Origin of the sequence: Geothrix sp. 21YS21S-2 (assembly GCF_030846775.1) — a bacterium.
Lineage (GTDB): Bacteria > Acidobacteriota > Holophagae > Holophagales > Holophagaceae > Mesoterricola.
Map to the genome: position 1 here is coordinate 134,377 of NZ_CP132910.1, position 25,017 is coordinate 159,393.

29 protein-coding genes are annotated in these 25,017 nt (G+C 69.6%); 16 read left to right on the forward strand and 13 right to left on the reverse strand.

The genetic code is table 11. The features are described from left to right. Positions 1-54 precede the first annotated feature (54 nt). A complete protein-coding gene (locus RAH40_RS00585) occupies positions 55-474 on the forward strand; it encodes a GxxExxY protein (protein WP_306600097.1) in 420 nt (139 codons plus the stop codon). Between the two features lie 58 nt (positions 475-532). Here the strand turns inward: RAH40_RS00585 and RAH40_RS00590 are convergent, their stop codons facing one another. From RAH40_RS00590 to RAH40_RS00610, 5 genes are read right to left on the reverse strand one after another with little or no spacing between them, the layout of a single operon-like run. Continuing rightward, entirely contained in the window at positions 533-1,000 is a 468-nt protein-coding gene (locus RAH40_RS00590; protein WP_306600098.1) for a hypothetical protein, read from the reverse strand. Then, complete coding sequence (locus RAH40_RS00595; RefSeq protein WP_306600099.1) at positions 997-2,910, reverse strand: tetratricopeptide repeat protein; 1,914 nt, start codon at positions 2,908-2,910, stop codon at positions 997-999. The genes RAH40_RS00590 and RAH40_RS00595 overlap by 4 nt, the downstream gene beginning before the upstream one ends. Then, the gene (locus RAH40_RS00600) at positions 2,907-3,959 is read right to left on the reverse strand and encodes a 3-dehydroquinate synthase family protein (protein ID WP_306600100.1); all 1,053 of its coding nucleotides are present in this window, start codon (positions 3,957-3,959) and stop codon (positions 2,907-2,909) included. The genes RAH40_RS00595 and RAH40_RS00600 overlap by 4 nt, the downstream gene beginning before the upstream one ends. After that, positions 3,960-5,657, reverse strand: a complete 1,698-nt coding sequence (locus RAH40_RS00605) for a M28 family peptidase (RefSeq protein ID WP_306600101.1) — start codon at positions 5,655-5,657, stop codon at positions 3,960-3,962. After that, on the reverse strand, positions 5,658-6,185 hold the full coding sequence (locus RAH40_RS00610) for an NYN domain-containing protein (RefSeq protein WP_306600102.1): 528 nt from the start codon (positions 6,183-6,185) through the stop codon (positions 5,658-5,660). A gap of 101 nt (positions 6,186-6,286) precedes the next feature. Here RAH40_RS00610 and RAH40_RS00615 point away from each other — a divergent pair, with 101 nt between their 5' ends. The 3 genes from RAH40_RS00615 (at position 6,287) to RAH40_RS00625 (ending at position 8,823) form a co-directional block, all read left to right on the forward strand. Next, positions 6,287-8,080 carry an ABC transporter ATP-binding protein gene (locus tag RAH40_RS00615; protein WP_306600103.1) on the forward strand — a complete coding sequence of 598 codons (1,794 nt, stop codon included), beginning with the start codon at positions 6,287-6,289 and terminating at the stop codon, positions 8,078-8,080. Between the two features lie 252 nt (positions 8,081-8,332). Continuing rightward, a complete protein-coding gene (locus RAH40_RS00620; RefSeq protein ID WP_306600105.1) occupies positions 8,333-8,605 on the forward strand; it encodes a hypothetical protein in 273 nt (90 codons plus the stop codon). After that, the gene (locus RAH40_RS00625; RefSeq protein WP_306600106.1) at positions 8,602-8,823 is read left to right on the forward strand and encodes a hypothetical protein; all 222 of its coding nucleotides are present in this window, start codon (positions 8,602-8,604) and stop codon (positions 8,821-8,823) included. Before RAH40_RS00620 ends, RAH40_RS00625 begins: the two co-directional genes overlap by 4 nt. Positions 8,824-8,889: 66 nt before the next feature. On the opposite strand, the gene RAH40_RS00630 is transcribed toward RAH40_RS00625, so the two are convergent. Then, complete coding sequence (locus RAH40_RS00630) at positions 8,890-9,699, reverse strand: family 1 encapsulin nanocompartment shell protein (protein ID WP_306600107.1); 810 nt, start codon at positions 9,697-9,699, stop codon at positions 8,890-8,892. 28 nt (positions 9,700-9,727) lie between these two features. Next, a complete protein-coding gene (locus RAH40_RS00635; protein ID WP_306600108.1) occupies positions 9,728-10,066 on the reverse strand; it encodes a hypothetical protein in 339 nt (112 codons plus the stop codon). A 349-nt stretch (positions 10,067-10,415) separates the two neighbouring features. Between RAH40_RS00635 and RAH40_RS00640 the strand changes: the two genes are divergently transcribed. The 9 genes from RAH40_RS00640 (at position 10,416) to RAH40_RS00680 (ending at position 19,131) form a co-directional block, all read left to right on the forward strand. Next, entirely contained in the window at positions 10,416-10,799 is a 384-nt protein-coding gene (locus RAH40_RS00640) for a hypothetical protein (protein WP_306600109.1), read from the forward strand. After that, positions 10,796-12,283 carry an ATPase domain-containing protein gene (locus RAH40_RS00645; protein ID WP_306600110.1) on the forward strand — a complete coding sequence of 496 codons (1,488 nt, stop codon included), beginning with the start codon at positions 10,796-10,798 and terminating at the stop codon, positions 12,281-12,283. Before RAH40_RS00640 ends, RAH40_RS00645 begins: the two co-directional genes overlap by 4 nt. 37 nt (positions 12,284-12,320) lie before the next feature. After that, complete coding sequence (locus RAH40_RS00650) at positions 12,321-14,438, forward strand: diguanylate cyclase domain-containing protein (protein WP_306600111.1); 2,118 nt, start codon at positions 12,321-12,323, stop codon at positions 14,436-14,438. Between the two features lie 30 nt (positions 14,439-14,468). Beyond that, positions 14,469-14,624 carry a hypothetical protein gene (locus tag RAH40_RS00655; protein ID WP_306600112.1) on the forward strand — a complete coding sequence of 52 codons (156 nt, stop codon included), beginning with the start codon at positions 14,469-14,471 and terminating at the stop codon, positions 14,622-14,624. A 7-nt stretch (positions 14,625-14,631) separates the two neighbouring features. Next, positions 14,632-15,789: a thiamine phosphate synthase gene (locus RAH40_RS00660; protein WP_306600113.1), complete on the forward strand. Its 1,158-nt coding sequence runs from the start codon at positions 14,632-14,634 to the stop codon at positions 15,787-15,789. 125 nt (positions 15,790-15,914) lie between these two features. After that, on the forward strand, positions 15,915-16,655 hold the full coding sequence (locus RAH40_RS00665; protein WP_306600114.1) for a metallophosphoesterase: 741 nt from the start codon (positions 15,915-15,917) through the stop codon (positions 16,653-16,655). A gap of 9 nt (positions 16,656-16,664) precedes the next feature. Then, complete coding sequence (locus tag RAH40_RS00670; RefSeq protein WP_306600115.1) at positions 16,665-17,366, forward strand: flagellar brake protein; 702 nt, start codon at positions 16,665-16,667, stop codon at positions 17,364-17,366. A gap of 101 nt (positions 17,367-17,467) precedes the next feature. Then, a complete protein-coding gene (locus RAH40_RS00675; RefSeq protein WP_306600116.1) occupies positions 17,468-18,220 on the forward strand; it encodes a hypothetical protein in 753 nt (250 codons plus the stop codon). Between the two features lie 137 nt (positions 18,221-18,357). Then, on the forward strand, positions 18,358-19,131 hold the full coding sequence (locus tag RAH40_RS00680) for a hypothetical protein (RefSeq protein WP_306600118.1): 774 nt from the start codon (positions 18,358-18,360) through the stop codon (positions 19,129-19,131). Here RAH40_RS00680 and RAH40_RS00685 read toward each other — a convergent pair whose 3' ends face one another. The 3 genes from RAH40_RS00685 to RAH40_RS00695 are packed head-to-tail and all read right to left on the reverse strand — an operon-like array spanning position 19,132 to position 21,585. Beyond that, positions 19,132-20,094 carry an MlaD family protein gene (locus RAH40_RS00685; protein ID WP_306600119.1) on the reverse strand — a complete coding sequence of 321 codons (963 nt, stop codon included), beginning with the start codon at positions 20,092-20,094 and terminating at the stop codon, positions 19,132-19,134. Continuing rightward, positions 20,091-20,765: an ATP-binding cassette domain-containing protein gene (locus RAH40_RS00690; protein WP_306600120.1), complete on the reverse strand. Its 675-nt coding sequence runs from the start codon at positions 20,763-20,765 to the stop codon at positions 20,091-20,093. Before RAH40_RS00690 ends, RAH40_RS00685 begins: the two co-directional genes overlap by 4 nt. Continuing rightward, positions 20,758-21,585 (reverse strand): ABC transporter permease, encoded by an 828-nt coding sequence (locus tag RAH40_RS00695; RefSeq protein ID WP_306600121.1) that lies wholly within the window; start codon positions 21,583-21,585, stop codon positions 20,758-20,760. Before RAH40_RS00695 ends, RAH40_RS00690 begins: the two co-directional genes overlap by 8 nt. An 88-nt stretch (positions 21,586-21,673) precedes the next feature. On the opposite strand from RAH40_RS00695, the gene RAH40_RS00700 reads away from it, so the two are divergent. Together RAH40_RS00700 and RAH40_RS00705 are read left to right on the forward strand one after the other, a co-directional pair. Continuing rightward, positions 21,674-22,498, forward strand: coding sequence for an RluA family pseudouridine synthase (locus RAH40_RS00700; RefSeq protein ID WP_306600122.1), 825 nt, complete (start codon positions 21,674-21,676; stop codon positions 22,496-22,498). Beyond that, on the forward strand, positions 22,495-23,439 hold the full coding sequence (locus RAH40_RS00705) for a diacylglycerol kinase family protein (protein ID WP_306600123.1): 945 nt from the start codon (positions 22,495-22,497) through the stop codon (positions 23,437-23,439). Before RAH40_RS00700 ends, RAH40_RS00705 begins: the two co-directional genes overlap by 4 nt. Positions 23,440-23,501: 62 nt before the next feature. Here the strand turns inward: RAH40_RS00705 and RAH40_RS00710 are convergent, their stop codons facing one another. The 3 genes from RAH40_RS00710 to RAH40_RS00720 form a co-directional block, all read right to left on the reverse strand. After that, entirely contained in the window at positions 23,502-23,795 is a 294-nt protein-coding gene (locus RAH40_RS00710; protein ID WP_306600124.1) for a hypothetical protein, read from the reverse strand. Beyond that, entirely contained in the window at positions 23,792-24,070 is a 279-nt protein-coding gene (locus RAH40_RS00715) for a hypothetical protein (protein WP_306600125.1), read from the reverse strand. Before RAH40_RS00715 ends, RAH40_RS00710 begins: the two co-directional genes overlap by 4 nt. 72 nt (positions 24,071-24,142) lie before the next feature. After that, the gene (locus RAH40_RS00720; RefSeq protein WP_306600126.1) at positions 24,143-24,601 is read right to left on the reverse strand and encodes a tRNA (cytidine(34)-2'-O)-methyltransferase; all 459 of its coding nucleotides are present in this window, start codon (positions 24,599-24,601) and stop codon (positions 24,143-24,145) included. Between the two features lie 64 nt (positions 24,602-24,665). Here RAH40_RS00720 and RAH40_RS00725 point away from each other — a divergent pair, with 64 nt between their 5' ends. Then, positions 24,666-25,016, forward strand: a complete 351-nt coding sequence (locus RAH40_RS00725; RefSeq protein ID WP_306600127.1) for a histidine triad nucleotide-binding protein — start codon at positions 24,666-24,668, stop codon at positions 25,014-25,016. Position 25,017 lies beyond the last annotated feature (1 nt).

Sequence of the window (25,017 nt, forward strand, 5' to 3'; positions counted from 1 at the left end):
TGGCCTGAACGTCCCGGCGTGATTGAGCGCACTCCTGACCCGAAGGAGGAAGTCATGGGTCGGCATTGGGGCGAAGATTGGGGCGACAACTATCCCCATCGAGATATCACCGAAGCCATCATCCTCGCTGCCATCAGGGTGCAGATAGTTCTGGGGCCTGGACTCCTGGAAAATGCCTACAAGGCTTGCCTCGCCCATGAACTCAGGTTGGCCGGACACGAGGCCCTACGCGAGGTTCACCTCGACATCACCTACAAGGAATTGTGCGTCGAGAATGCCTACATCATGGATATCGTGGTGGACCACAAGGTGGTCGTCGAGGCGAAGGCCATTGCGAAGTTTTCGGATGCCGACTTCGCCCAACTGAATAGTTGCCTCCACTTTGCAAATTTCGAAGTGGGCCTGCTGATCAATTTTCATAACTGGCCCCTCAAGGACGGGGGCACCAAGCGACTCGTCAACACCAAGCCCTGAACTGGACCCGAGGCGAAGGGGGGGGACAAGGTGTTACCTGTTCTTCTGGCGGCCTACACTAGCCGCGCTCCCAACGGGTGCGCGTGAGCCATACCGTCAGCTCCTTGCCGTTCTCGTCCACGCCCTGGTAGCGCATCTTCACCGGGCCGTCCTTGTCCCTGCTGGTGACCTTCACGCCGGCGGCCTCGCCCTTGGTGAGGAGCTGGTAGAGGCCTTCGGGGCTGCCCAGCCTGGGAAGGAAGGGCAGGCTGAGCCCGGCCAGGGAGGGGGCCCTCTGGTCCACCTCCCGGCGGGGGATCTGCAGGTGGAAGCCGTCCTTGGGGTTGCCCTCGAGGAGGAGGAGGCGCTCGCCCAGGCCCTGCAGCTCGACGATGGTCCTGCCGGTGGCGGGGTCCAGGAGGACGTTGAGGGTGCCCTTGCCCTGGCCGTCGGGGCTGGCATAGCCCCAGGCGTACTGGGCCTTCACGGGGGGGGCCTGGGCGCAGAGGGGGAGGGCGAGGCAGGCCGCGGCGACGAGACCCCTCATAGCGGATCCGGTCCGTCGTCGTCCGCGCCGGCGTCGTCCGGCTCGGGGACGGGCCCGGCCTCCGCCAGGGCCGCGCTGCGGTTGCGGGCCACCCGCGTCCGCAGATCGAGCACCTGCTTTTCCAGGCCCTTGCGGTCGGGGAAGACGAAGGCCAGCGCCCGCTCCCACTCGTCCAGGGCTTCCTGGAGGCGGTCCAGCTTCAGGAGGGCCTCGCCCAGATGCTTGTGGATCTCGGGGCTGTAGGGGCTGATGGCCGAGGCCTTGCGCAGCGCCTCCTCGGCCTCCTTGAACCTGCCCTGCTTGTAGAGGGCCCAGCCCCAGCTGTCCATGGTGGAGCTGTTGCCGGGTTCCTTCTCCAGGGCCGCCTGGATGAGGCGCGCGGCTTCGGTGAGGTCGCCGCCCTTCTCCAGGAGGAGGTAGCCGAGGTTGTTCTGGAGGGTGGGGTTGGCGGGATCCAGCCGCTGGCCCTCGCGCAGCACGGTCATGGCCTGGTCATCCTGGCCGAGGCTCTCGAGGGCGTTGGCTTCCAGCAGGAGAAGGTCGACGTTGCGCACGGGACCCGTCCTGCGGGCGGCGCGCACCGCGGCCAGGCACTTGTCCCAGGCGTTGAACTCGGACCAGAGCACCGCCATGGCCTCCTGGTCGAGCTGGGTCAGGGCGCCGCGGGACTCGGACTTGAAGATCATCCCCTCCTCGAAGGTCCCGGGGGGGATGCGGGAGGCCTTCTTGAACAGGTCCTGCTTGGGGAACCGCTGGATGCCCTCCCGCAGGAGGTTCCGGGCCGGCTTCCAGTCGCCGCGCTGGATGAGCGCCTGGGCCTGGAGGGAGGCCAGCTCCGCGTTGGTGGCGGCCTCCGGCCAGGTCCGGACCACGTCGAGGAGGTCCCTCGCGCGGCCTTCCATGAGCAGGCAGGAGGCGTAGAGCACCTTGACCGGCAGCGCCAGGGTGGGATCCTCGGGCTTGGCCTCCTGGATGGAGGGGAGCAGGGCCTTCCACCTCGCCTCGGCCTCCTGGAGCCGGCCCACCTTCATGAGGCAGAGGCCGATGTTGAAGGAGATCCGCATGGAGGTGTGGAGGGCCTCGGCCTTCTCCAGGGTGGCCAGGGCCACGTCGAACCGGGAGGTGCGCAGCTGCACCAGGGCGATGTTCTCCCAGATGGCGGGCTCCTGCGGCACGAACTGGGCCAGGCGCGTGAAGCTCTCCTCGGCGTGGCCCAGGAAGCCCGCGTCCACCTGGTCCCGGGCCAGCTCCTCGAGCATGCGCAGGTACCGCTGGTCGGGATTGGGACGGGAGCAGAGCGCGAGCACCGCCTCCCGGCGGGCCTCGTACTGCTTGCGCTTCATGGCGAGCTCCACGGCGCGCTCGTAGGCGTACTCGTAGAGCAGCTTTCCCTTGTAGCTGGGGAAGGGGTGCAGCCGGCCCACGGCGAGCCAGGCCTGAAGGGCGCCCTCCTCGTCCTTCTCGTTCTCCTCGATCTCCGCCAGGCGCGTCCACATCTCGGCGTCGTTGGGCAGGAGGGCGGTGGCCCTCTTGAGGGCGCGGGCGGCCTGGACCTGGGCGCCGGGGCTGCCCTGGCTGAGGTAGTAGCGGAGAAGGGCGAGGTGGGCCGCGGCCTCCCCGCTGCGGGGGTCCAGCTCGGCGGCCTTGACCGCGGGGGCGACGGCGCCCTCCAGGTCCCCGGATTCGAGAATGGCCTCGGAAAGCCGGAGCTGGGCCTGGGAGCTCCCGGGCATCAGGGCGATGACCTTGCGGTAGAGCGCGGCCGCGCCCTTGGGGTCGTCGCCGCCGCCCCGGCGCTGCATGGACCGGGCCTGGAGCATGAGCGCCCTCGGATCGTCCTCGGAGAAGGCGGGAGCGCCGGTCCCGATCAGCGTCATCAGGGCCAGGGCGGGAAGCAGCTTGTTCGTCACGTGGGCATCTCGGGGTCGATGAGGAGGGTGGTCATGCGCTCGTGGGGGCCGCGCCAGGCTTCGGGGGGGAGCACCTTCTGTTCCGCCGCGGCGCCGGGACGGGGCAGGATGCAGTGTATCGCCGATCCGCCGCCGGGCCCCGGGGACGCGCTCTTTTTGTCAACCCGGAGCAAGGGAAGGCAGGCCTCCCAGGGCGGGACGGCGGGCAGGAGGTGCCTCATGCGGGAGGCTGCGCGCGCCAGGAACGCAGGCGGGAAGGGCCCCAGGCCCTCCTGGTCCGCCAGGGCGCAGGCCGCCAGGGTGCCCAGACCCACGGCCTCGCCGTGCAGGAGCCGGTAGCCCGAGGCGGCCTCCAGGGCGTGGCCCAGGGTGTGCCCCAGGTTCAGGAGGCGGCGCTCCCCGGCCTCCCTCGGGTCGCGGTGGACGATCCAGGCCTTGGCCCGCAGGGCCCGGAGCAGGGATTCCGGGGAGGGCACGCCGGGGGCGAGGAGGTCCTCCGCCCAGGCCAGGTCGCCCTCCACCAGGGCCATCTTGAAGAGCTCCCAGGCCCCGGATTCAAGCTGGCGCACGGGCAGGGTCTCCAGGAAGGACCGGCAGGCCACGAACCGGGAGGGGGGATGGAAGGCGCCGGCCAGGTTCTTGCCGGCCTCCAGGTCGCAGGCGGTCTTTCCGCCCAGGCCCGCGTCCACCTGGGCCAGGAGGGTGGTCGGCCAGGCCTGCCAGGCGATGCCCCGCATGTAGAGGGCCGCCCCCAGGCCCGCCATGTCCGTGAGGACGCCCCCGCCCACCGCCACCACGGTGGACTGCCGGTCCAGGGGGATGGCGGCCCAGGCCTCCAGCCAGGGGATGAGGGCGGCCAGGCGCTTGCCGGCCTCGGAGACGGGGACCCACAGCGCGCCCGGAGGCTCCGGCATGCCGGCCTCGCGCCAGGAGGCGCGCACGGCCTCGTCGCCCACCAGGGTCCAGGCGCCGGAAGGAAGCAGTCCCGGGGCGGGTTTCTCCTCCACGAAGACGCGGGTGGGGAAGCCGTCCGGCAGGGCGATCTCCATTCAGCGGCCTTTCAGCGAGGCCTCGGCCTGCATTTCCGCGCCCGCGCGCAGCCATTTGACCACGGCCTTCTGGCCGGGCTTGTACGTCCCGAGGGCCGCCATGTAGTCGTAGATGTTCTTCACGGTCACGTCGCCGAACTTCACGATGATGTCGCCGGCCTTGAGGCCCACGGCCTCCGACGTGGTGCCGGCCATGGTGCCGCCGATGCGGAAGCCGTCCGGGCATTCCGCGAAGTCCGGGAGGATGCCGAAATACACCGCCAGCGCGTTGCGCTCGCCGCCCGAAGCCAGTTTGGCGGTCTCGGGGTCGAAGGCGGGCACGGGACCGGCGGCCAGGTCCCCGACGACCTTCTCCACCATCGTCTCCACCTGGGCCATGGCCGGGTAGTTGATGCGGTCGGAGGTGTCCGTGGGCCGGTGGTAGTCGCCGTGGAGGCCGGTGAAGAAGAAGAACGTGGGGATCTTCGCGGCGGAGAAGGACATATGGTCCGAGCCGCCCACGGCCACCCCGGTGTCGCCGCCCAGCTTCACGCCCTGGGGGGCGTGGGTCCCGGCCCGGGCGACGGCGGCCTTGGGCGCGCCCAGGCCCGCGATGTTGAGGGTCGGGTTCACGGGATCCAGGCGCCCCACCATGTCCAGGTTGACCATGAACTTCACGGAAGCCAGCGGCACCGCGGGGCGCTTGATCCACTCGGCCGAGCCCAGCAGGCCCTCCTCCTCGCCCCCGAAGTGCAGGAAGACGATGGGGCGCGGGGCGGGATGGGCCTTGAAGTGGCGGGCCAGCTCCATGACCATGGCCGTGCCGGAGGCGTTGTCGTCGGCGCCGGGATGCACCTGGCCGCGGGCGGCGGAGCCCCCCATGCTGTGGCGCTCGCCGTGGCCGAGGTGGTCCATGTGGGCGCCCACGGCGATGTACTCGTCCTTGAGCGCGGGGTCCGTGCCCGGGAGGCGCACGGTGAGGTTGGGCACCTGGGCCTCCTCGCGGGCGAGCCTGAGGGTCAGGTCGAAGCGGGCCGCGGGGACCGGGGCCTCCTGGGCCCTTCCGGTCTGGGCGATGCGGGCCTTGAGGGCGGGCAGGTCCAGCACGCCGGCGAAGGCCGCCATGGGCACGCTCACCACGGGCACGCCGACGGCATTGGGGCCCTCCTCCTTCTGGAGGGGCGCGGGGGCGTCCCCCTCCTCCGCGATGATGACGAGGACGGCGCCGGCGGCCTGGAGCTTCTGGATGCGCACGGGGAGCGACGTCTCCATGCGCCGGGCCGTCTTGAACACCGGCAGGTCGGGGACCTTGCGGAAGATCACGGCGCCCTGGCCCTTCAGGCCGCCCAGGTCGTCGTAGTCGCCGGCCTTCATGCCGTAGCCCGCGAAGCGCAGGGGCAGGTCCTTCAGGGCGCCGTCGCCGGAAAAGCCCACGGCCTCGATGTCCTTGCCCCAGGCCAGGGGCCTGCCGCCCAGGGCCGCCAGGCTCTCGGCGCGCCGGATCCGCGCCACGAAGGGGAAGCGCTGCACCTCGGGGCTGAGCCCGAGGCTGCGGTAGCTTGCGGCCACGTACTCCGCGGCGGCGTCCAGGGAGGGGGTGCCGTTGCCGCGCCCGTCCAGGGCCGGGGAGGCCAGGAACGTCAGGTCCCGGCGCATGCGCTCCTCCGGGCTCTGGCCCGCGAGGACGAGGGTCAGGCAGGAGAGGAGGATTGGGCGCATCTAGAGCTTTTCCCGGTATTCGTCCGCGTCGTCGTCGCTGCCGGCTTCCTTGCGGAAGCGGTCCCCCAGGAGGTCCAGTTCGATGTAGCGGTCGGCCACGTCCATGACCTTGTTGGCCATGGCGGACCTGAACCCGGCCACCTCGACCCGGACGCCGTTCTGGGCCAGGGCCTGGAGGGGGTAGGCGAAGTCCTCGTCGCCGCTCACCAGGATGATGAGGTCCACCTTGTCGGCGTAGTTCATCATGTCCGTGGTGATCTCCACTTCCAGGCGCGCCCTGCGGGTGCCGTCGCGCTCGAGCTTCACGGGCTTCTGCACCACCCGGAAGCCGTTGCGGCGCATCCAGTGGAGGAAGCCCCGCTGGCGGTCCGCGGTCTCGTCCACGCCGGTGTAGAAGAAAGCCCGGAGAAGCTCCCGGTCCCTGCCGACCAGAAGAGCTAGCAGGCGGCTGTAGTCCACCTCAAAGCCGAGCTGCCGTGCGGAATGGAAGATATTGTTACCATCGATGAAAACGGCACATCGCATCATGGCTGCCATCCTGAATTCGGGGCTTTCCCCGGGAATTTGAATAGATCCGCACATGCGGATCAAACATGATGGCATGACAGCAATCATGAAAGAATGGTTTCATGGCTGATTCTTCCAGTAGTTTTTTCCAGTCCGACCAGGTCGAGGAGCAACCCGGGCGCAAGGCCCTGCTGGTGCGCCTCGTGGGCTACCTCCGCCCCTACTGGGCGGGCCTCTGCGCCCTCCTGGTGCTCATGGCGGCGGGGGCGGCGCTGGACGTGCTCCCCTCGGAGTTCACGCTGCGCCTGATCGACCACCACCTGGCCCAGGGGACCCTGCGGGGTTCGGGCCCCCTGGTGGCCGCCTTCCTGGGCTTCGTCCTGCTGGGCTTCGTGGTGCAGGTGGTGCGCTACGGCCTCCTGGCCTGGGTGGGCCAGATGGCCATGCTGGACCTGCGCATGCAGGTGTTCCGCCACCTCATGAAGCGCAGCACCCACTTCTTCCACCGAAACCCCGTGGGCCGGCTCATGACCCGGGTCATCAGCGATGTTCAGAACCTCAATGAAATGTTCTCGTCGGGCTTCGTGGCCATCGTGGGGGACGCCCTTTCCCTGACGGCCATCGTTCTCTGGATGTTCAGCAAGCACGTGGGGCTGGCCCTGGTGGCGGTGGGGATCATGCCGCTCCTGCTGCTGTCCACCGAGATCTTCCGCCGCTACGCGTCGGCCGCCTACCGCGAGACGCAGGGCCGCTACGCCGCCATCCAGGCCTACCTGGCCGAGCAGCTCTCGGGCATGTCGCTCGTGCAGATGAACGCCCAGGAGGCCGCGAGCCGCGCGCTGTTCGGCGACCTGAACCAGAAGTACCTGGACGCGTTCCTGCGCACGATCTTCGCGTACGCGGTGTTCTTCCCGGTGGTGGAGTTCATCACCAACGGCACCCTGGCCGCGCTGATCCTCTATTCCGGCTACAAGCTGAAGGCCGGCACCCTCACCCTGGGGCTGCTGCTGGCCTTCATCCAGCAGTCGGGGCGCTTCTTCCGGCCCATCCGGGAACTGGCGGAACGCTACAACGTGATGCAGACCGCCCTGGCCTCCAGCGAGCGCATCTTCAAGCTCCTGGACAACCAGGACGAGATCCGCGAAGTGGCCGAGCCCAGGCAGGTGGCCTTCACGAAGGAGGTGCGCCTGGAGGGCGTCACCTTCGCCTACGAGGCCGGGGGCCGCAAGGTGGTGCGGGACCTCTCGGGCGTCATCCCCAAGGGCCGGCGCGTGGCGGTGGTGGGCCACACCGGGGCCGGGAAGTCCACGCTCATCAACCTGCTCATGCGGTTCTACGACGTGGACGGGGGCAGCGTCACGGTGGACGGCGTGGACGTGCGGGAAGCCGGCCTCAAGCGCCTGCGGGGCCTCTTCGGCCTGGTGCTCCAGGACGTCTTCATCTTCTCGGGGACCCTGGAAGAGAACATCGTGCTGGGCCGGCCCTTCAACGCCGAGCGCCTGGCCTCGGTGCTCGAGCAGAGCCAGCTGGAGGACCTGGTGGGGCGCCTGCCCATGGGCCTCCTGACCCAGGTGGGGGAGCGGGGCCAGAAGCTCTCCGCCGGCGAGCGCCAGCTTGTGGCCTTCGCGCGCATGCTCTACCAGGAGCCCGAGATCCTGCTGCTGGACGAGGCCACCGCCAACATCGACAGCGAGACCGAGCACAAGATCCAGCAGGTCATCGAGCGCGTGAGCCACCGCCTGACCACCTTCACCATCGCCCACCGCCTCAGCACCATCAAGGACGCCGACGAGATCTGGGTCATGGACCAGGGGCAGCTGGTGGAGCGGGGCAGCCACGACGGCCTCATGGAGCAGGGCGGCACCTACGCCAAGCTGGTGCGGCTCCAGTTCGAGGGGGAGGCGGCCGCTTCCTGACGGCCCGCTGCTCCGGATTGAGTGAACGGATCGATCATTGTGATGCTCCGCTGGTTCCAGCGGCCGGCTCGATCGCTATAAACATATGTAAATAGATTGCTTAGATCGTGGCCTGGGGATTGCTCCCGTTGGGCAGGCCCTTCCGATTCGCGCCAGGGCCTTCAAAGGATGGACCTTACCAACCACCGGGACGGCCAACCGGGGCTCCAGCCGGGAGCGCACGGGTGCCGCCCCGTCCCAAGGGGAACTGCGATGAATCTGAAACTGGCTTTCCTGGTGCCCATGGCCCTGGTGGTCACGGGCTGCATGGTGACCGCCCGGCCTGATGGCGGCCTGTCGGTCGTCCCGATCCTTCCGACCGTCGTCGAACTGGGTGACGATTCGTACTACGCCCAGGGCGGCTACCATTACTTCTACACGGACGACCGCTGGTACTACTCCGACAGGCTGGATGGCGCCCGCCGGGAACTGCCCCGCTCCCACTGGCCGCACGAGACCCGCCGCCGGGGCGGGTACCACCGATGAAACCGGCCAGCCTGATCGGCGTCATCCTGATCGTGGGCGGCGCCTTGGTCTTCATCTACCAGGGTTTCTCCTATACGAGCCGGGAGAAGGTGGTGGATGCCGGGCCCATCCGGATCACGGCCGACCGGACCCGGACGGTCCCCCTGCAGCCCATCCTGGGCGCGGTGGCGGTGCTGGCGGGCGTCGGCCTGCTGGTGGCCGGGAGTCGCAAGAGCTGAGTGAGGCTTGAAACCCAAGGGGTGTCCCTGGACACCCCTTTTTTTCTCGGCGAACCTGAACCGGAGCTAGCCGTCGACCAGCTCCAGGGCCACGGCCGCGGCCGGTTCCAGGACCCGGAAGGCGAAGGATTCGGTGAGGTAGAGGTGCACCTCCCGCGCGTCGTGGTTCTTGTAGCCGATGGCCAGGTCCTGGCCCACGGTCAGTTCGAAGTCCCCGCCCCGGCGGGACAGCAGGGCGCCGCCCTCCAGCGCCGGGCTCCAGTGGATGCCCCCGGTGACCATCGCCTCGACGCGCTGGCGCAGAGGGTAGGCCTTGGGGCTGCCCACCATCAGGCTCTTGTAGGGCGCCGTGCCGAGCACCAGGGCGAAGGGGCCGCCGATCTCAGCCTCCTGGATGGCCAGCAGGGCGGTTTCCACGGATTCGGTGAGCCGGTTGGGGTCGGCGTGCAGGGGCACCGGCGGATGGGGGGAGGCTTCCAGCATCCCGAGCATGCACCCTCCGGGGAAGCCCCGGTAGATGGCCTGCTCCTCGAAGGCCGCGGCCTTGCGGGCGGCTTCGCCCAGGGCCTTCAGGTCGGGGTTCTTCGCGCCGCGCTCCACGTCGTCCAGTTCCCAGATCCCCAGGGTGAAGGGGACGCGGATCTCCACGAGGGGCAGGACGCGGTGCAGGCCCCAGGCCACCTCGCCCGCGGCCGGGCCGCTGGCGGTCAGCCGGCCGAGGTTCACGGCCGCGAAGGCCATTCCGAGGGGACCGACGAAGTCCACCACCTTCCGTCCCGACAGGTTGCCCTTCAGGATCCGGGAACAGTGGAGGTCGATCTCTTCCCAAGCTTTGTCGACGATGGGCGCCATTGCGCGCCTGAACAGATCGGTCATGGATTTCCCTCCCGGGCTGGACGCCCAATCACTTCGTGGTTCCAAGTCCCAGCCCGAGCCCCTGGGCCCCGGGTTCCGCCTTCCGGGCGGCCAGGGCCACCAGGTCCCCCGTGGAGAACAGGAACTTGCGCATCTGGGGGTCGAATTCGGGCATGGCCCGGCGCAGCCATTCCAGCAGCATCATGGCGTGCTCCATCTCGTCGTCGCGGTTGTGGGCCAGGATGGCCTTCAGGGACTCGTCCCGGGCCACGTCCACGCGCTGGTGGTAGAAGTCGATGGCTTCGAGCTCCTCCTGCAGGCTGGCCAGGGCCCGGTGGATGTTGTGCGCTTCGCTGGACAGTCCAGGTTCGATGATTCCGCTGCTCATGGTGGTCCGTGCCTCCCGAAGACGTGGCAGGGTGGGGGAGCAAAATCCGGGCCATCCGTTAACGCCTCTGGATGTAGGCCGAAGGGCCCGGGCGGGCGGGGCTTCCAATCAGGGTGATGGATGGCCGCCTTCAAATCGACGGAATCGCCACCGGGCCCCGTTCGTTCCAATTGAAGGATCAACCCAACCATTCTGATCCCCCTGCCGGAGGGAAATCCTCCATGTTCCAACCCTAAAACAGAAATAATTTGACTTAAATTCATGGCCCAATTCGTGCGATGGAGGGGTGGAGACAAACGCTATGGTTCGAGATCCCGAGGCGCTGCGTGGGTTGGTCCGCGGAGTCATCGTGGCTCCCGGCGCCCCTTCCGATTCCGCGAGCGTGGCGTCGGCCTCGGTTCGCGCCTGGACCCGGGTGGTGGCGCAGCTGGCGCCGATCATCGGCCCGCGCGGCGTGGATTCCCTCTTCCGGCGCTCCATCCAATTGGCCCAGGGGGAATTCCCATGGCTGGCGGCCGGGCCGGAAGCGCCCGATGGCGCCTTCCCTGCGGAAGCCTTCGCAGACTGCCTGGCGGCCCGCGATCCGGATGCCGCGGCCGAGGCCAGCGTCGAGCTCCTGGCTGCCTTCGCGGAACTGCTGGAGACCCTGGTGGGGCCGGGCCTGGCCCGGCGGCTGCTGGATCCCGTCTGGCGCGTCCCGTCCCCACCCGCATCCAAGGAGTCCGCCCCATGACCCGAAACGTGACCATCAAGCGCCTGCCCACCGGCGTGCCTGGACTCGATGCCGTCCTGGGCGGCGGCCTCCCCGAATTCTCCTTCAACCTCATCGTCGGCCAGCCTGGAACCGGAAAGACCACCCTGGCCCACCAGCTGATGTTCTCCCTAGCCACCGAGGCCCGCCCCGCGCTCTACTTCACGGTCCTGGGGGAGTCCCCGCTCAAGATGCTGCGCTACCAGCAGCAGTTCGCCTTCTTCGATGCCGCCATGATCAACACGTCGGTACGCTTCGTGAGCCTGGCCGGCGAGCTGGGCACCGGGGACTACCAGAAGGTCCTGGCGCGCATCATGCAGGAGGTCCTGGACCACGCCCCGGGACTGGTGTTCATGGATTCCGTGCGGTCCCTGATCGGCAGCATCGGCGGATCCCATTCGGACGAATTCGCCCACCGGCTCGGGATGCAGCTGAGCAGCTGGCAGATCACGTCCTTCCTCATCGGGGACCCGCCGTCCGAGGGCGGGAACACCTCCACCCTGACCGTGGCCGACGGCATTTTCGTGCTCTCCCAGAGCGTCCTCCGGAACTCCATCGTCCGCAAGCTCCAGATCCAGAAGATGAGGGGCCAGGCCACCTGCCCGGGAATCCATTCCTTCCGCATCGCCGAAGCCGGCATCGAGGTCTATCCTTCGGCCGTGATCTCCGCGGACGACGGGTCCCTGCAGGCCGCTGACCCGGGTCCGCACCTCCGGCGCCGCCTGGCGATGGGCGTTCCGGGCCTCGACGAGATGCTGGGCGGGGGGCTCCCGGCGGGGTACTCCCTGCTGGTGGCGGGGCCTTCGGGATCCGGGAAGACCATCCTGGCCACCGCCTTCCTGGAAGAGGGGGTCCGCCTCGGCCAGCCGGGGGTGATGGTGGCCTTCGAGCAGACCCCGAGCCAGTCCTGGACCCGCACCATCGACGACCTGGTCCGGGCCGGGAAGATCGGCCTCATCAACACGCGCCTGCCGGACCTCTCCATCGACGAGATCGTCCAGCGCCTGGCGGAGGCCATCCGGCGGCTGAAGGCCAGGCGCGTCGTCCTGGACTCCCTGTCCGGCTTCGAGCTGGCGGTGGCGCCGACGTTCCGGGAGGAATTCAAGGAGTCCCTGTTCCGCATGGTCTCCCAGCTTTCAGGCATGGGGGTGACGGTGCTGATGACCGCGGAACTGGAGGACCGGTTCACCGACCTGCGGTTCAGCTCCTACGGCTCCGCCTTCCTCACGGACGCGATCATCGTCCAGCGCTACGTCGAGATCGGCAGCCGGCTGCGGCGGGTGATGGCGGTGGTGAAGGTCCGGGGCAGCGACCACAGCGACCAGCTGCGGCAGTACGAGATCACGGACGGCGGCATCATCATCGGCAAGCGCCTGGCCGAGTTCGAGGGGCTCCTCGGGGGCCAGCCCGCCCACAGGAAGGCGACCGGCCCCGAGCCGCCGGGGACGGGACCCGAGCCATGGTAGGAGGTCCGGAATGGCCATGCTGGAACGGAAAAGAGTCATGACAGCCTACGAACGCGGGCCCATGCCCGCGACACGCGTGGACCTCCGGGACGCCAACGAGCGCCTCGTGCTCGCCACGGTCGAGGCCCAGCGCCAGGCCGAGGCCGCCCAGAGCGAATCCGCCGGGCACGCGTACGCCGCCGAGCATGATTTCCTGACGGGGCTGCCCAACCGCTCCCTGCTCACCGACCGCCTCACCCAGGCCATCTCGCTGGCCCGGCGCAACGGCAAGAGCTTGGCGCTCATGTACCTCGACATCGACAACTTCAAGCTCATCAACGACACCCTGGGGCACACCCTGGGCGATCAGGTGCTGCAGTCCGTGGCCCAGCGCCTGCTGGCCTGCCTGCGGGCCTCCGACACCCTCTGCCGCCAGGGGGGCGACGAGTTCGTCGTCCTGCTGCCGGAGGTGGAGGCCCTCGATGACGCCGCCCTCATCGCCCGGAAGTTCCTGGCCGCGATGGCCCGGCCCCAGATGATCGATGGGCGGCCGGTCCCCGTGACCCTGAGCATCGGGATCAGCCGGTATCCCGACGACGGCCAGGATCTCGAGGCCGTCGTCAGGCATGCGGACGCCGCCATGTACCGCGCGAAAGCCCTGGGGCGCAACAATGTCCAGGTCTTCGCGCCGGACATGGCCCACCCGGACGACCTGCCCGTCCCGGCGGCTCCAAGGGCCCTGAGGGGCCGGCCGGAGGGCTCCGGGATGGCCCGCACCCGCCACGCCGGCTCCAGGCGCCGGGCCAGTCGCCCCGGAGCTCTGCCCCGGCGCCTGGCCCAGGTGGACCGGCGCCTCGCGTCCCGGCTCCGGTCCGTGGCGCCGGTGGCCCAGGCCATCGGCACGACCCGCGCCCAGCTGCAGGAGGCGAACGAATGCCTCGTCATCGCGGCCGTCAAGGCCCAGTCCATGGCCGAGGAGGCCGACCGCGCCACCGCCGAGATCGCCCGCCTGAGCAGGATGGAGCGCCAGCTCCAGGAGGTCCAGAAGCAGGAATCCCTGGGTGTCCTGGCGGGCGGGGTCGCCCACGACTTCAACAACCTCCTCACCGCGATCCTGGGCAATGCCAGCATGGGCGCCACCGCGGTGGAGGAGCACGGCAACGCGGCCCCCTACTTCGCGGTGATCGAGAAGACCGCCCACCGGGCCGCCGACCTCACGCGCCAGCTCCTGGCCTACGTGGGCAAGGGGCACCAGGACCTGGCCGAGGTGGACCTCGGCGTGGTGGTCAAGGAGATCAGCCTCCTGCTCCAGGCTTCCATCCCGAGTTCGGTCACCCTGGCGTTCGATCTGTCCGAACGCCTGCCCTTCGTGAAGGGGGACGCCACCCAGATCTTCCAGGTCCTGCTGAACCTCATCACCAACGCCAGCGAATCCTTTGAGGGCGCCCCCGGACACATCGCCGTCCGGACCCAGTCGGAGGCGCTGCCGGAGGCCCGGGGGGAGTCCCCGGACTGGGTGCTCCCGGCGGCCCCGGGCCGCTTCGCCACCCTGGAGGTGACCGATTCGGGCGCGGGCATGGCCCCCGAGGTCCTGGCCCGGATCTTCGAGCCTTTCTTCTCGACCAAGTTCACCGGTCGGGGCCTGGGCCTGGCCGCGGTGATCGGGATCATCCGGAGCCACGGCGGGGGGCTCACCGTCCGGAGCCGGCCCGGATGCGGCTCCTCCTTCAAGATCTACCTGCCCGCCATGACCGAGGCGCGGACGGCCAAGGACCTGGAGGTCCGGGTCCAGGAGCGGGGCTCCGGCGCCATCCTCATGGTGGACGAGGATCCCGAGGCGCTGCGGGGGGTGCGGACGCTGGCCGAGGATCTGGGCTTCTCCGTCCTCGAGGCGGGAGGGGGCATGGAGGCCATCGCGCTCTTCCGGCAGCATCACCGGGATCTGGTCCTCGTCCTCATGGGCTTCGCCATGCCGGCCCTCGGCGGGAAGCGGGCCTTCAGGGCGATGCGCGCCATCGACCGCGAGGTCCCGGTGGTCCTCGGCGGACACTTCGAGGTCCCGGACCGGACCCTGGCCATCCAGGGGCTGGCCGGCATCCTCCGGCAGCCCTACCGGGCGTCCGAATTCACCAGCATGTTGCACCGGACCCTGGCCAAGGAGGTCTGGAGCGTCTGAACGCCAAGCTCGACGGGATCGAGGCCAGGCTTGCCCACCTGCGTGGTGGGGGAGCACCACGCCGGCCTGCCCATCGAACAGGACCTGCCGATCGTGCTGGACAGCCGGGAGCACGCCTTCCTGGGGAACACCCTGGGGAGGGAGGCGTCCCGGAGCTTCGACGGCCTGGAGGCATTCGCGGTCTAATGGGGGGATGGTCCTCCACCTGCCCCCCCTGTATCCCATCACCGACCCCCGGTCGCCCGTGCCCCTATCCACCCAGGTCCTGAACCTGGGTGAAGCCGGCTTTCCCCTTGTGCAGTTCCGGGGCAAGCCCCTGGACGCCGCCGCCCAGTGGACGGAACTGCGGGCCGCCCTGGCTGGCGCCGCGGAGCGGGGCGGGTGGCCGGCCATCTGCGTCAACGACCGCGCCGACCTGGCGGTGCTGGCCGCCGCCGAGGGACTGGCGCCCTGGGGGCTGCACCTGGGACAGACGGACCTGCCGCCCGCGGAGGCCCTGCGCCTGCCGGGCCTGGGGGCCTGCCACCTCGGCGCCTCCACCCACGGACCCGGGGAGTGGAACGCCCCGGACCCCGCCTTCGACCACGCCGGCGTCGGGCCCTTCCGCCCCACGTCCACCAAGGGCGACCACGAGCCCCCCGTGGGGCTCCAGGGCCTCCGGGAAGGCGCCTCCGCCCTGCGGACCCGCGGGGTGGCCCCGGTGGCCATCGGGGGCCTCACGGGCGCGGACGCCTCCGCCTGCTTCGGCGCCGGGGCGGAGGCGCTGGCCATGGTGGGGGAGATCAGCCGCAGCGGCAATCCCCGCGAGCTCCTGTGGGCGGCCCAGGCGGCGCGGTGGGCGGCGCGGCCGGTCCTGGAGCGGGGGCGGGGCGTCGTCATCATCGGGGGCAGCGGGGCGGGGAAGTCCACCCTGGCCCGGGCCCTGGCCAGGCGCCTGGGCCTGCCGGCCCGGGATTCGGACCGGGAGATCGGCGGGTCCATCCCGGACCTCTTCCGGGAGCGGGGCGAGGCGGGCTTCCGGCTCCTGGAGGCCGAGAGCGTCGCCCGGTGCCTCGAGCGCCCCTGCGTGGCCGCCCTGGGCGGGGGCGCCTGGGAGGACCCGGCCACCCGGCGGCGCGTGCGCGAGGCGGGCTTCACGGCCCTGTGGCTGGCGGAGGTGCCGGCCCTGGCGTGGGCCCGGGTGGGGGGAGACCCCGACCGGCCCCTGGCGGCCGAGCGCGAGGCGTTCCTGGGCCGCTACCGTCGGCGGACCGCCGCCTGGTGGGAGGCTCCCATGGTGTTGCCCCTGGGGCGGACTCCTGGCGAACTGGCTGACGAGCTTGTAAAAAAAGATGGGTGCACCTATCCGTGACAATTTCGCTCCCGCATTGGGGTAACCTTTAAATCGTCAATTCCTTACTCCCAATTCGCGCCTCCGGCTCCGGGTCTGCCCCGGTTTTCAGGAAATCTGCGACACTACGGCAGCACTAGACTCCCATGGACCTGATCCTCTCCGACATCCACTCGAATCTGCACGCGCTGCGGATCGTTTTGCGTTATGCAAAAAAGCGCAGCATCGAACGCTTCGTCCTGCTGGGCGATCTGGTGGGGTACGGAGCCAACCCCAACGAGACCCTGGACCTCATCCGCCAATTGGAGCCCCGGGTGCTGGTGCGCGGCAACCACGACCGGGCCTGCATCACCCCGGGGTCCGACAACGCCTTCAGCCTCCCCGCGCGCATGGCGGTGAGCTGGACCCGGGGGCAGCTCTCCGAGGAGAACGCCTGGTTCCTCGAGAACATCCCCATGGGGCCGCTGACGCTGGAAGCGGGCTACACCATCGCCCACGGCAGCCCCCTGGACGAGGACGACTACCTGCTGCATCCCCGGGAGGCCCTGGCGGCCTTCGACGGCTTTCCCGGTCAGGTGTGCTTTTTCGGGCACACCCACCTGCCCGGGGCCTACGAGCTGGATGACCCGGCCCAGCGCCTCACGTTCGTCACCTTCGAAGCGGGCACCTGGTTCCAGCTGCGGGAGGGCTGCAAGTACCTGATCAATCCCGGGTCCGTGGGCCAGCCCCGGGACCGCGACCCGAGGCTCTCCTTCATGACCTACGATCCCCTGCATCGCCGGGTCAAGCTCCACCGCCTGGACTACGACCACGCCGGCGCGTCCCGGGCCATCCTGGCCGCTGGCCTCCACAGCAACCTCGCCGAACGCCTGCACCACGGAATCTGAGGCACCCCCATGAAAGCCCCGCAATCCCTCGATCAGCACCTGGAAGCCATCCTCAAGAAGGCGAAGAAATCCGGAACCTCGGCCAGCCTGCGGGCGGAAGGCGCCGTGAAGATGCTCGGGCATCTGCATGTGCGCAGCCTGGAGACGGGCACCTCCATTCAGTTGGAGGGCCTCAAGCTCAGGGACATCCTGCCCCCCGCGGGCACCGCCGTCACCCTCACCCTCATCCAGGGCGACGAGGTGATCTCCATCCGCACCCGGCTCCTGGAACCCATCCTCACCGAGTCCGAGCCCAAGCTCCCCCCCGTGCTCCAGGCCGCGTGGCCCACGGAACCCCTGGAGATCCACCCCCGGCGCGAGGTGCGCGTGGCCACCCCGGACCTGCCCCCCCTGGAGGCCACCATCCTCTGGCAGGGCCAGCGGCTCGAGGCCAAGCTGCTGAACCTCACGGACATGGGCATGGGTCTCGGCTTCAAGGACGCGCTCACCTTCGCCTACCACGACCAGCTCGAGGTGGTCACGAACCTCCCCGGCAACGAGGTGCTCACGGTCTCCGGCGACGTGCGCCACTCCGAGGCCCTGGAGGGCGACGAGCTGCCGACCCGGGTGGGTCTGGTGCTGGTGGACCTGCCCCCCGAGACCCGCGAGGTCCTGCAGCGGTTCATCCAGGCCCGGCGGATGGACCGGTCCACCTCCATGAGGGGGCACTGAGCCCCTTTCTTGAACCTTTAAATTTATAACTAATAAATTCCGGTTGCGAAATTCTATTTTGAATTTATTTTGAGACGACTTCTCAGAGCCAAGGAGCAAACATGACGCGATTCCGTCGTGCAGGTATCGTCTGCGCCACCGCCCTCCTGGCGAGCGCCTTGATGAATTGCGGAGGAAGTTCCAGCTCATCCCCGGCCGCCCCCCCGCCGCCTCCGTCGGTCAGCCTGGCAGGCGTCTGGGCCGCCACGGACACCCGGAACACCACCTACCATGTGCTGGTTCTTCCCACGTCCTTCACCTTCCGCAGCCTGGATTCGAACATGCTCCAGGGCTCCGGGAAATTCACCCTGAGCGGGAGCGCCCTGGGCGGGACCATCACCGTCTTCCCCACCGCGGCCCTCGTCGCCATCGGATACCCGGTCCAGCAGGGCACCATCAGCGGGACCGGCTCGGCCTCGGCGATCACGGACACCATCACCCTGGCCGCGGGCACGGCCACCACGTCGCTGACGCCGGACACCCCGAACAACGGGACGGTCCAGCTCTCCGCCCTGGCGGGCACGTATGCGGCCGACGCAGCCAACACCGCCTCCTCCGCCGGCGGCACCCTGACCCTTGCCGCCGATGGCAGCCTGACGGGGTCGGACCCGGCCGGGACCCTCACCGGCACGTTCCAGCAGGTGGCCCCGGGCGTGAACGCGTTCAACGTGGCGATCACCTACACCCCCGCGGGCGCAGCGCCCAAGGCCTACGCCGGTCTGGCGTTCTACCGGCCGGGGACCGGTCCTTCGATCGTGCTCATGACCGACAACGGCACGGGGCAGCTGGCAGGGATCTTCACCAAGGTTCTGTAATATTTAATAATCATCAAACCTGCGTCCGTTTGCTCTTTTTGCCCGCTCAAAAGGGGTTAAAAAATAATGTGCCTTGCATTGCGGAAATAAATTAATAATTTATTATTGGTCTTGCCTGCAACCCATGGAGGACGGCAATGACCTTGACTAGATTTCCCCTGGGCGCCCTGTCCCTGGCGCTCGTTAGCCTGATCGGATGCGGCGGAACGAGGAACCTCCCCGCTCCCACCCTGGGGAACATGGGCGGGATCTATTCCGGTAAGGACGCGGCCGGCAGGCTCCACTACGCCTTGATCAAGGCGGGCGACGGGACCTTCAGCTGGCTGGCCACCGACCGCAGCCTGGTCTACGGGACGTTCGATCTGAACGGCAGCATGGTGGAGGGCCAGGCCTTTGCTTTCGCGCCTGGCGCGCCCGACGTCCAGGGGGCCCCCAACCGCTTGACGCTCGGCGGAGGCGCCTCCGCGGGCGCCATCAGCCTCACGGCCACCGACGGCGCCGGCGCCGCGATGTCGGCCGCCTTCAACCTGGAGCCGGACTCCAACGGGACCACCGCGCTCAAGGACCTGGCGGGCACCTACACCGCCTCCGCGCAGGACGCCTCCAACGGAACCGGTGCGACGGTCCACATCGGGGAGAACGGCACCCTTTCCGGAGGGGACGCGGCCTTGGGCTCCCTTTCAGGCACGGTGACGCAGCCCGTGGCCGGGACCAACGGGTTCAACGTGGCGTTCACCTATACGCCCTACGACGCCGCGGACGGGTCCGCCATGACGTTTACCGGGGTGGCCTTCCGTCTCAAGGGCGCGAGGACCGGCCTCGCCCTGATGACCCAGTCGGGGGTTTCGCAGTTCTCCGGCATCTTCGCGTCGGTGCCTGATCCCACCGCCGCCCGCACCGGGGCCAGGTAGCTACTTCTTCCGGTTCTCCTCGGCGCGCCGGGCGGCGTCGTCCCGCTCGGCCTGGGAGGGCTTGCCCCAGACGATGCGGTTGGGCTTGGCCTTGAGGATCTCCAGGAGCTCCTCGGTGGACCGGAGGTTCCGGTCCAGGGCCTTGAGGGCCGCGTCGGCGCCGGGGCCCGCCGTCTTCAGGAGGGCGCGGGCCTCCTTGGCGAGTTCGCCGGATTCCCGGAGGGTGACCGCCAGGTGCGCCACGATGGCGTCCAGGTCCCCGGAGCGCTTGTCCAGGAGGCCCTGGACGGTGGCGAGGCTCTTGTCCAGGTTCACCAGGCTGCGGTCGGCCACGGCCATGGAGGCGTCGCCGTGCCGGGCCAGGGCCTGGCCCTCCAGGGCCAGCCTGCGGAACTCCAGGAGGGTCTCGTCCAGGTCGGCCAGCACCTTGGCGATCCTCGGGCTGTCCAGCACGGCCCCGGCGCCCTTGGCCTTGAACGGGCCGCGCAGGTCGGTGACGGCGCCGTCCAGGTTGGCGATGAGGTGGCTGGCGTCCTCCAGGAGGGTGGCCAGGGACGCGCTGGCGGCGCCGCGCAGGGTGGCGCCGGGCTGGAGCGCCGCGAGGCGCAGGGGGGGCTCGGGCAGCTGCAGGTCCACGAAGGAGCCGCCCAGGGGCTTGGCCACCACCACGGCGCGGGTGCCCTGCCACAGGACGATGTCGGTTCGCAGGCCGAGGGTCGCCAGGAACCGGTACTCCACGCCGTCGCGCTGCAGGCGGATCCCCTTCACCTGGCCCACCCGCAGGCCCTGGAGCTGGACCTCCGTGCCCTCCGACAGGTCCGAGGCGGTCTCCAGGGCCACCTGGTACGGGGTCTCCTTGGTGAGGATGGCCGTGAGGCTGCGGTGGAAGAGGAATCCGGCGAACACCGCCAGGGCCAGGAACACCAGCAGGCCGATCTTGGCGTCGTCCTTTTCGAGCTTCATGGGGTCCTCCCGGCCGTGAGGCGTCCGTCTTCGATGCGCAGCTCCGCTCCCAGGTCACCCATCCAGTCGTCCCCCACCAGGACGAGGGTGGTCTCCGGATCCCGGGCCGCCCATTCCAGCATGGCGTGGGCGGCCCGGCGGCTGCCGGCGTCCAGGCCCCCCGCGGGCCGGTCCACGAGCCAGAGCTTCGAGCCCTTGGCGCCGGCCCGGGCCAGGGCCGCCATCCAGCTGGCCCGGTCCGCGGGGATGCGCGGCCTCGCGGCGGCGGACCGCTCCAGCCCGGCCCGCTCCAGCCAGCGCATGGCCTCCTCGCGGGCCTCGTCCCGCCCGGCTTTTCGCGCGAACCGCAAGGGCAGGGCCACGTTGTCCAGGAGGGTCAGGTTCACGGCGAGCCCGCCGTCGGTGGGCACCCAGCCCAGGTCGCCGGAATTGATGTAGGGGTGGCTCAAGGCGTCCACGTCGACCTCGGCGCCGTCCAGCAGCACCCGGCCCGCCTGGGGCCGGGCCAGGCCCGAGCAGAGCCTCAGGAGGGCGGTGGCCCCGGTTCCCAGGCCGCCCTGGAGGTGCCACCGCGCGCCCTTCTCCAGGCGCCAGTCGAGCCCCTCGAACACCATGCGCCCGTCGGGGGACGCCAGGGAGACCCCTTCCAGGGCGAGGAGCGGCTCAGGCATAGATCAGCACCGACAGGAAGGCGCCCGCCAGCAGCAGGATCGCCAGGGAGCCCACGGCGGCCTTCGTGACGGCCTGGGGGATCTCGGTGGTGCTCACCCTCACCCGCAGGCCGAAGGACGTGCACAGCAGCGGGATGGCGGTGCCGAACACGAGGGCCTTGCACAGGGTCGCCGCCAGCTCCCGGGGGCCCACGGCCCGCACCAGGGCGTCGGCGAAGGCCGAGAACGACAGCGGCAGCCGGAGCCAGGCCACCAGGAATCCGCCCATGAGGGCCACCGTGTCGAAGTAGATGATCAGGGCGAAGAGCGAGATGATGCCGCCCAGGAGCCGGGGAACGAGGAGGTACTGCACCGGGTCCACCCCGTTGAGGTAGAGGGCGTCGATCTCCCCGCTGAGCTGGCGGGAGGCCATCTCGGTGGCGATGGCCGTGCCGCTGCGGCTGATGACAACGATGCCCACCAGAAGCGGCCCCAGCTCGCGGATGACCAGCTGGGCGAGTATCTGGCAGATGTAGTTCTCCATGCCGAAGCCCGAGAGCTGTCCGAAGACCTGCAGCAGCGTGATCCCGCCGATCAGCAGGGCCGCCAGGGTGCAGAGGGGCAGGGCGTCCAGGGCCGTGAACCGGATCTGGGTGCGGGTCACTTCCAGCACCACGCGCACCTGCTCGCCCCGCAGGCGCAGGACCCCCTTCACGCAGGCGATGAAAAGCCAGGCGAGCGAGCCTACCTGGGCGAAGGCCGACCGGATGTTTCCCCCGAGACCGCGGGCGGCCTCCCCGGGCAGCGCGAGCAGCCTGAACGCGGGACCTTCGGATTCCATGCAATCACCCTACCAAGTCCAGGCACGGTAAGCTAATGGGATGGCGACACAAAGCTGGAAATTCACGGTAGACCCCGCCGAGGAGGGCATGAGGCTGGACCAGCTGGTCTCGGCCCATACCGGCCTCAGCCGCAGGAAGGCCCGGGAGGTGCTCCAGCTCGGGGGCGTCCAGGCCCACCGCAAGCGCATCAAGGTGGCCTCCAAGCAGCTGAGGCCCGGGACCGAAGTGGCGGTGTCCCTGGACGACTCGCTGGGCCAGCCCCTGGACCTGGTCGTCCCCGTTCTATTCGAGGACGACTTCCTCCTGGTGGTGGACAAGCCCGCGGGCATGGCCTCCCAGGGCACCCAGGCCTCGGACCTGCACGACCTCACCGCCCTCCTGCAGCGGCAGCGCCCCGGGCGGTTCCTGGCCCTCCAGCACCGCCTGGACCAGGGCACCTCGGGCATCCTGGTCATCGCCAAGGACCCCTCCGCCCACCTGGGCACGCAGTTCCAGGCCCGGACCATCGGGAAGACCTACCTGGCCCGGGTCTCCCGGCACCTGGAACCCTGCACGGTGGACCTGCCCATCGGCCGCGTGCGCGGATCCAGGCCGGCGCGCTTCGGCTGCACCGGGGACCTGCTGGATCCGAGGCCTTCGGTCACGGACTTCCGCCCGGCCACGGCGGAGGAGACCGGGGGCTTCCTCCCCGGCTTCTGGGTGGTGGCCACCCCGCACACCGGGCGCACCCACCAGATAAGGGTCCACCTCTCCCACCTGGGGGCGCCGGTCTACGGCGACGGCCTCTACTTCGGCGAGAAGTCCGACCACCTGTGGCTCCACGCCTGGAAGCTCTCCATCGAGCACCCCATCACCGGCGCGCGCATGGACCTGGTGGCGCCTCCCGGGCGGTTCCTGGGGGACCCTGCGTGATCCGGACGCCCCTGGTCTTCAACCCGCTGTCGGGGCACGGCCGGATGGACCCCGCCGCGCTCCTGGCCCGGCTCCCCCGGGAGGTCCGGGACCGCCTGGAACCGGTGCCCCTGGAACTCCCCTTCGACTACGAGCCCTGGATCCGCCAGGCCCTGGCCGCGGGGGGGCCGCTCCTCGTGTGGGGCGGCGACGGCACCCTCCACCACGCCGGCGCCGCCCTGTCCGGGCTGGGCCTGCCGGTGCCCCTGGGCGCGATCCCGGGCGGTTCGGGCAACGGCATCGTCCGGGGCCTGCGCACGCCCCTGGACCCCGCCGGCGCCGTCCTGAGGCTCCTGGAGGGCCGGGACCTGGCCATGGACCTGGGGCGCCTGGACGGCGCGCCCTTCCTGAACCTCTGCGGCACCGGCTTCGAGGCCGAGGTGGCCCTGGCCTTCGACCAGGCCCACGGCCGCGGCTTCAGGACCTACGCGCGCAACTGCGTGGCCCTCTGGAAGAACCACAAGGACGTGGGCCTGCGCTGGGAGGCCGACCTTCCGGCGCAGGAGGCCGCGGGCCGCATGGACAAGCTCAGGGCAGCCTGGAGGGGCCCCGAGCCCGAGCTGCCGGCTTCCGCCTGGAGCCTGTGCTTCGCCAACCTGCCCCAGTACGGCTCCGGCCTCTGGATCGCGCCCGGCGCGCACCCCGCCGACGGAATGCTCAGCTGGGTCCGGCTCAAGCGCCCCGGCGTGCTCGATATCCTGGCCGAGGTGCCCCAGGTGTTCCGGGAGGGGGGGCGCACCCCCCTGCGTCAGGAGGGCCGCCTCCTGCGGGCCGTGGTGCGCCTGGACCGGCCCTGCCCCTGGCACATGGACGGCGAGCCGGCGCCCGGAAGGGATCGGGCGGAGATCACGGTGGAGAAGGGGGCCTTCCCCATGCGGGTGACGGCGGATTGTCCGTTCTAGACATCATGAGTTGACCCATCCCACACCAAGCTTAAACCGCGTTGCTTGAGGTGGGACGGGTCCTAGGGATGCGGCGTGATCGCGAGGATCGTGATCACGTCCTTGCCTGGCCCGTAGTGCCAGAAGATGCGGTAGGCGGCGGGGGTGCGGTTCTCGGCGTAGGCCTCGAAGACCTTCTCCCCGCCGGGACCCGTGAGAGAGGAATACGCGTGGGTGTTCAATCCCTTGTGGCGAGGGTCCACCTCCAGGATGCCCAGGGCCTTCCTGACGGCCTTGAGACGCTTCGAAAGCCCTTTGTCCCTTTCCAGATCCGATAAGTTCGAATCGGCTTCAGCCGTGAATCTCAGCCTGGTCACTCATCGGGCTCCTGCGCGTGCTTGGCGAAACTGCCGCGCTCCACGATGCGTCCTTCCGCGGAATCCTTCAATCCCTTCTGGACGGCCTTCATGGCCTCGGGGTTGTTCCAGAGCCACGCCTCGATGGCCGGCACCTCGACCTGCGGCTCGAGGATGATTCGGCCCTTGCCGTCCCGGTAGGCCTTGAAACTGCTCGCGCCGGCGGCGAGGCTGCCGAGGGTGATGCGGCCCTTGCTGTCGGGACGGAGCGACTTCCTGGGTTCAGTGACGGCCATTGCCACCCTCCGGGAAAAGTATGGGTCAGGTGGGATACCGTCGCAAGTGGGAATACCCACTTTCCCACTTCGCTACCAGCCCTCCGTCTGCCGCAGTGCCTCGTACAGCCCCACCGCCGCCGCCTGCGCCAAGTTCAGGCTCCGGTGGAACTCCCCCCGCATGGGGATCTTCACCAGCCGCTCGGGATGGGCTTCGATGATCTCTGGCGGCAGGCCGACCGTCTCCCGGCCGAACACGAGGCCGTCGCCGTCCTGCCACCTCACGTCGGTGTGGCGGCGGTCGCCCTTGGTGCTGAAGAACCACAGCCGCATCTCCGGTTCCGCGGCCAGGAAGGCCTCCCAGGAGGCGTGGTGGGTGGGGTTCAGCCGCTCCCAGTAGTCCAGGCCCGCGCGGCGCAGGTAGTAGTCCGAGGTGTCGAAGCCCAGGGGGTGGACGAGGTGGAGCCGGGTGTCGGTGGACACGCAGAGGCGGCCGATGCTGCCGGTGTTCTGGGGGATTTCCGGCTGGTGCAGGACGATGTGGAAGGGCACGGGGTCAACCTTTCGATACCTCCGATCATAATCCGGGCAAAATACAGGGCAACCGGGAGCCACCATGTCCGACCCCAACTGCATCTTCTGCAAGATCGCCGCCAGGCAGATCCCCGCCTCCTTCGTGCACGAGGACGAGGACGTGCTGGCCTTCCGGGACATCTCGCCCCAGGCGCCGACCCACATCGTGATCATCCCGCGGGTCCACCTCTCCGGCCTCAACGACCTCACGCCGGACCTGGCGCCCCTCATGGGGAAGATCGGGCTCGTCGCGAAGAAGCTGGCCGCCGATGAAGGACGCGTGGCCTCGGGGTGGCGCCTGGTGTCCAACGCCGGCCCCGACGCGGGACAGACGGTGTTCCACCTGCACTTCCACCTCCTCGGCGGCCGGCCCATGGCCGGAAAGATGGTCTAGC

Excerpts from the sequence above, each read along its gene's own strand:
- RAH40_RS00585 (WP_306600097.1), top strand. The coding sequence starts at position 55 with ATGGGTCGGCATTGGGGCGAAGATTGGGGCGACAACTATCCCCATCGA.
- RAH40_RS00590 (WP_306600098.1), bottom strand. The coding sequence starts at position 1,000 with ATGAGGGGTCTCGTCGCCGCGGCCTGCCTCGCCCTCCCCCTCTGCGCC.
- RAH40_RS00600 (WP_306600100.1), bottom strand. The coding sequence starts at position 3,959 with ATGGAGATCGCCCTGCCGGACGGCTTCCCCACCCGCGTCTTCGTGGAG.
- RAH40_RS00605 (WP_306600101.1), bottom strand. The coding sequence starts at position 5,657 with ATGCGCCCAATCCTCCTCTCCTGCCTGACCCTCGTCCTCGCGGGCCAG.
- RAH40_RS00610 (WP_306600102.1), bottom strand. The coding sequence starts at position 6,185 with ATGATGCGATGTGCCGTTTTCATCGATGGTAACAATATCTTCCATTCC.
- RAH40_RS00615 (WP_306600103.1), top strand. The coding sequence starts at position 6,287 with ATGGCTGATTCTTCCAGTAGTTTTTTCCAGTCCGACCAGGTCGAGGAG.
- RAH40_RS00620 (WP_306600105.1), top strand. The coding sequence starts at position 8,333 with ATGAATCTGAAACTGGCTTTCCTGGTGCCCATGGCCCTGGTGGTCACG.
- RAH40_RS00625 (WP_306600106.1), top strand. The coding sequence starts at position 8,602 with ATGAAACCGGCCAGCCTGATCGGCGTCATCCTGATCGTGGGCGGCGCC.
- RAH40_RS00630 (WP_306600107.1), bottom strand. The coding sequence starts at position 9,699 with ATGACCGATCTGTTCAGGCGCGCAATGGCGCCCATCGTCGACAAAGCT.
- RAH40_RS00635 (WP_306600108.1), bottom strand. The coding sequence starts at position 10,066 with ATGAGCAGCGGAATCATCGAACCTGGACTGTCCAGCGAAGCGCACAAC.
- RAH40_RS00645 (WP_306600110.1), top strand. The coding sequence starts at position 10,796 with ATGACCCGAAACGTGACCATCAAGCGCCTGCCCACCGGCGTGCCTGGA.
- RAH40_RS00650 (WP_306600111.1), top strand. The coding sequence starts at position 12,321 with ATGACAGCCTACGAACGCGGGCCCATGCCCGCGACACGCGTGGACCTC.
- RAH40_RS00660 (WP_306600113.1), top strand. The coding sequence starts at position 14,632 with ATGGTCCTCCACCTGCCCCCCCTGTATCCCATCACCGACCCCCGGTCG.
- RAH40_RS00665 (WP_306600114.1), top strand. The coding sequence starts at position 15,915 with ATGGACCTGATCCTCTCCGACATCCACTCGAATCTGCACGCGCTGCGG.
- RAH40_RS00670 (WP_306600115.1), top strand. The coding sequence starts at position 16,665 with ATGAAAGCCCCGCAATCCCTCGATCAGCACCTGGAAGCCATCCTCAAG.
- RAH40_RS00675 (WP_306600116.1), top strand. The coding sequence starts at position 17,468 with ATGACGCGATTCCGTCGTGCAGGTATCGTCTGCGCCACCGCCCTCCTG.
- RAH40_RS00680 (WP_306600118.1), top strand. The coding sequence starts at position 18,358 with ATGACCTTGACTAGATTTCCCCTGGGCGCCCTGTCCCTGGCGCTCGTT.
- RAH40_RS00685 (WP_306600119.1), bottom strand. The coding sequence starts at position 20,094 with ATGAAGCTCGAAAAGGACGACGCCAAGATCGGCCTGCTGGTGTTCCTG.
- RAH40_RS00690 (WP_306600120.1), bottom strand. The coding sequence starts at position 20,765 with ATGCCTGAGCCGCTCCTCGCCCTGGAAGGGGTCTCCCTGGCGTCCCCC.
- RAH40_RS00695 (WP_306600121.1), bottom strand. The coding sequence starts at position 21,585 with ATGGAATCCGAAGGTCCCGCGTTCAGGCTGCTCGCGCTGCCCGGGGAG.
- RAH40_RS00700 (WP_306600122.1), top strand. The coding sequence starts at position 21,674 with ATGAGGCTGGACCAGCTGGTCTCGGCCCATACCGGCCTCAGCCGCAGG.
- RAH40_RS00715 (WP_306600125.1), bottom strand. The coding sequence starts at position 24,070 with ATGGCCGTCACTGAACCCAGGAAGTCGCTCCGTCCCGACAGCAAGGGC.
- RAH40_RS00725 (WP_306600127.1), top strand. The coding sequence starts at position 24,666 with ATGTCCGACCCCAACTGCATCTTCTGCAAGATCGCCGCCAGGCAGATC.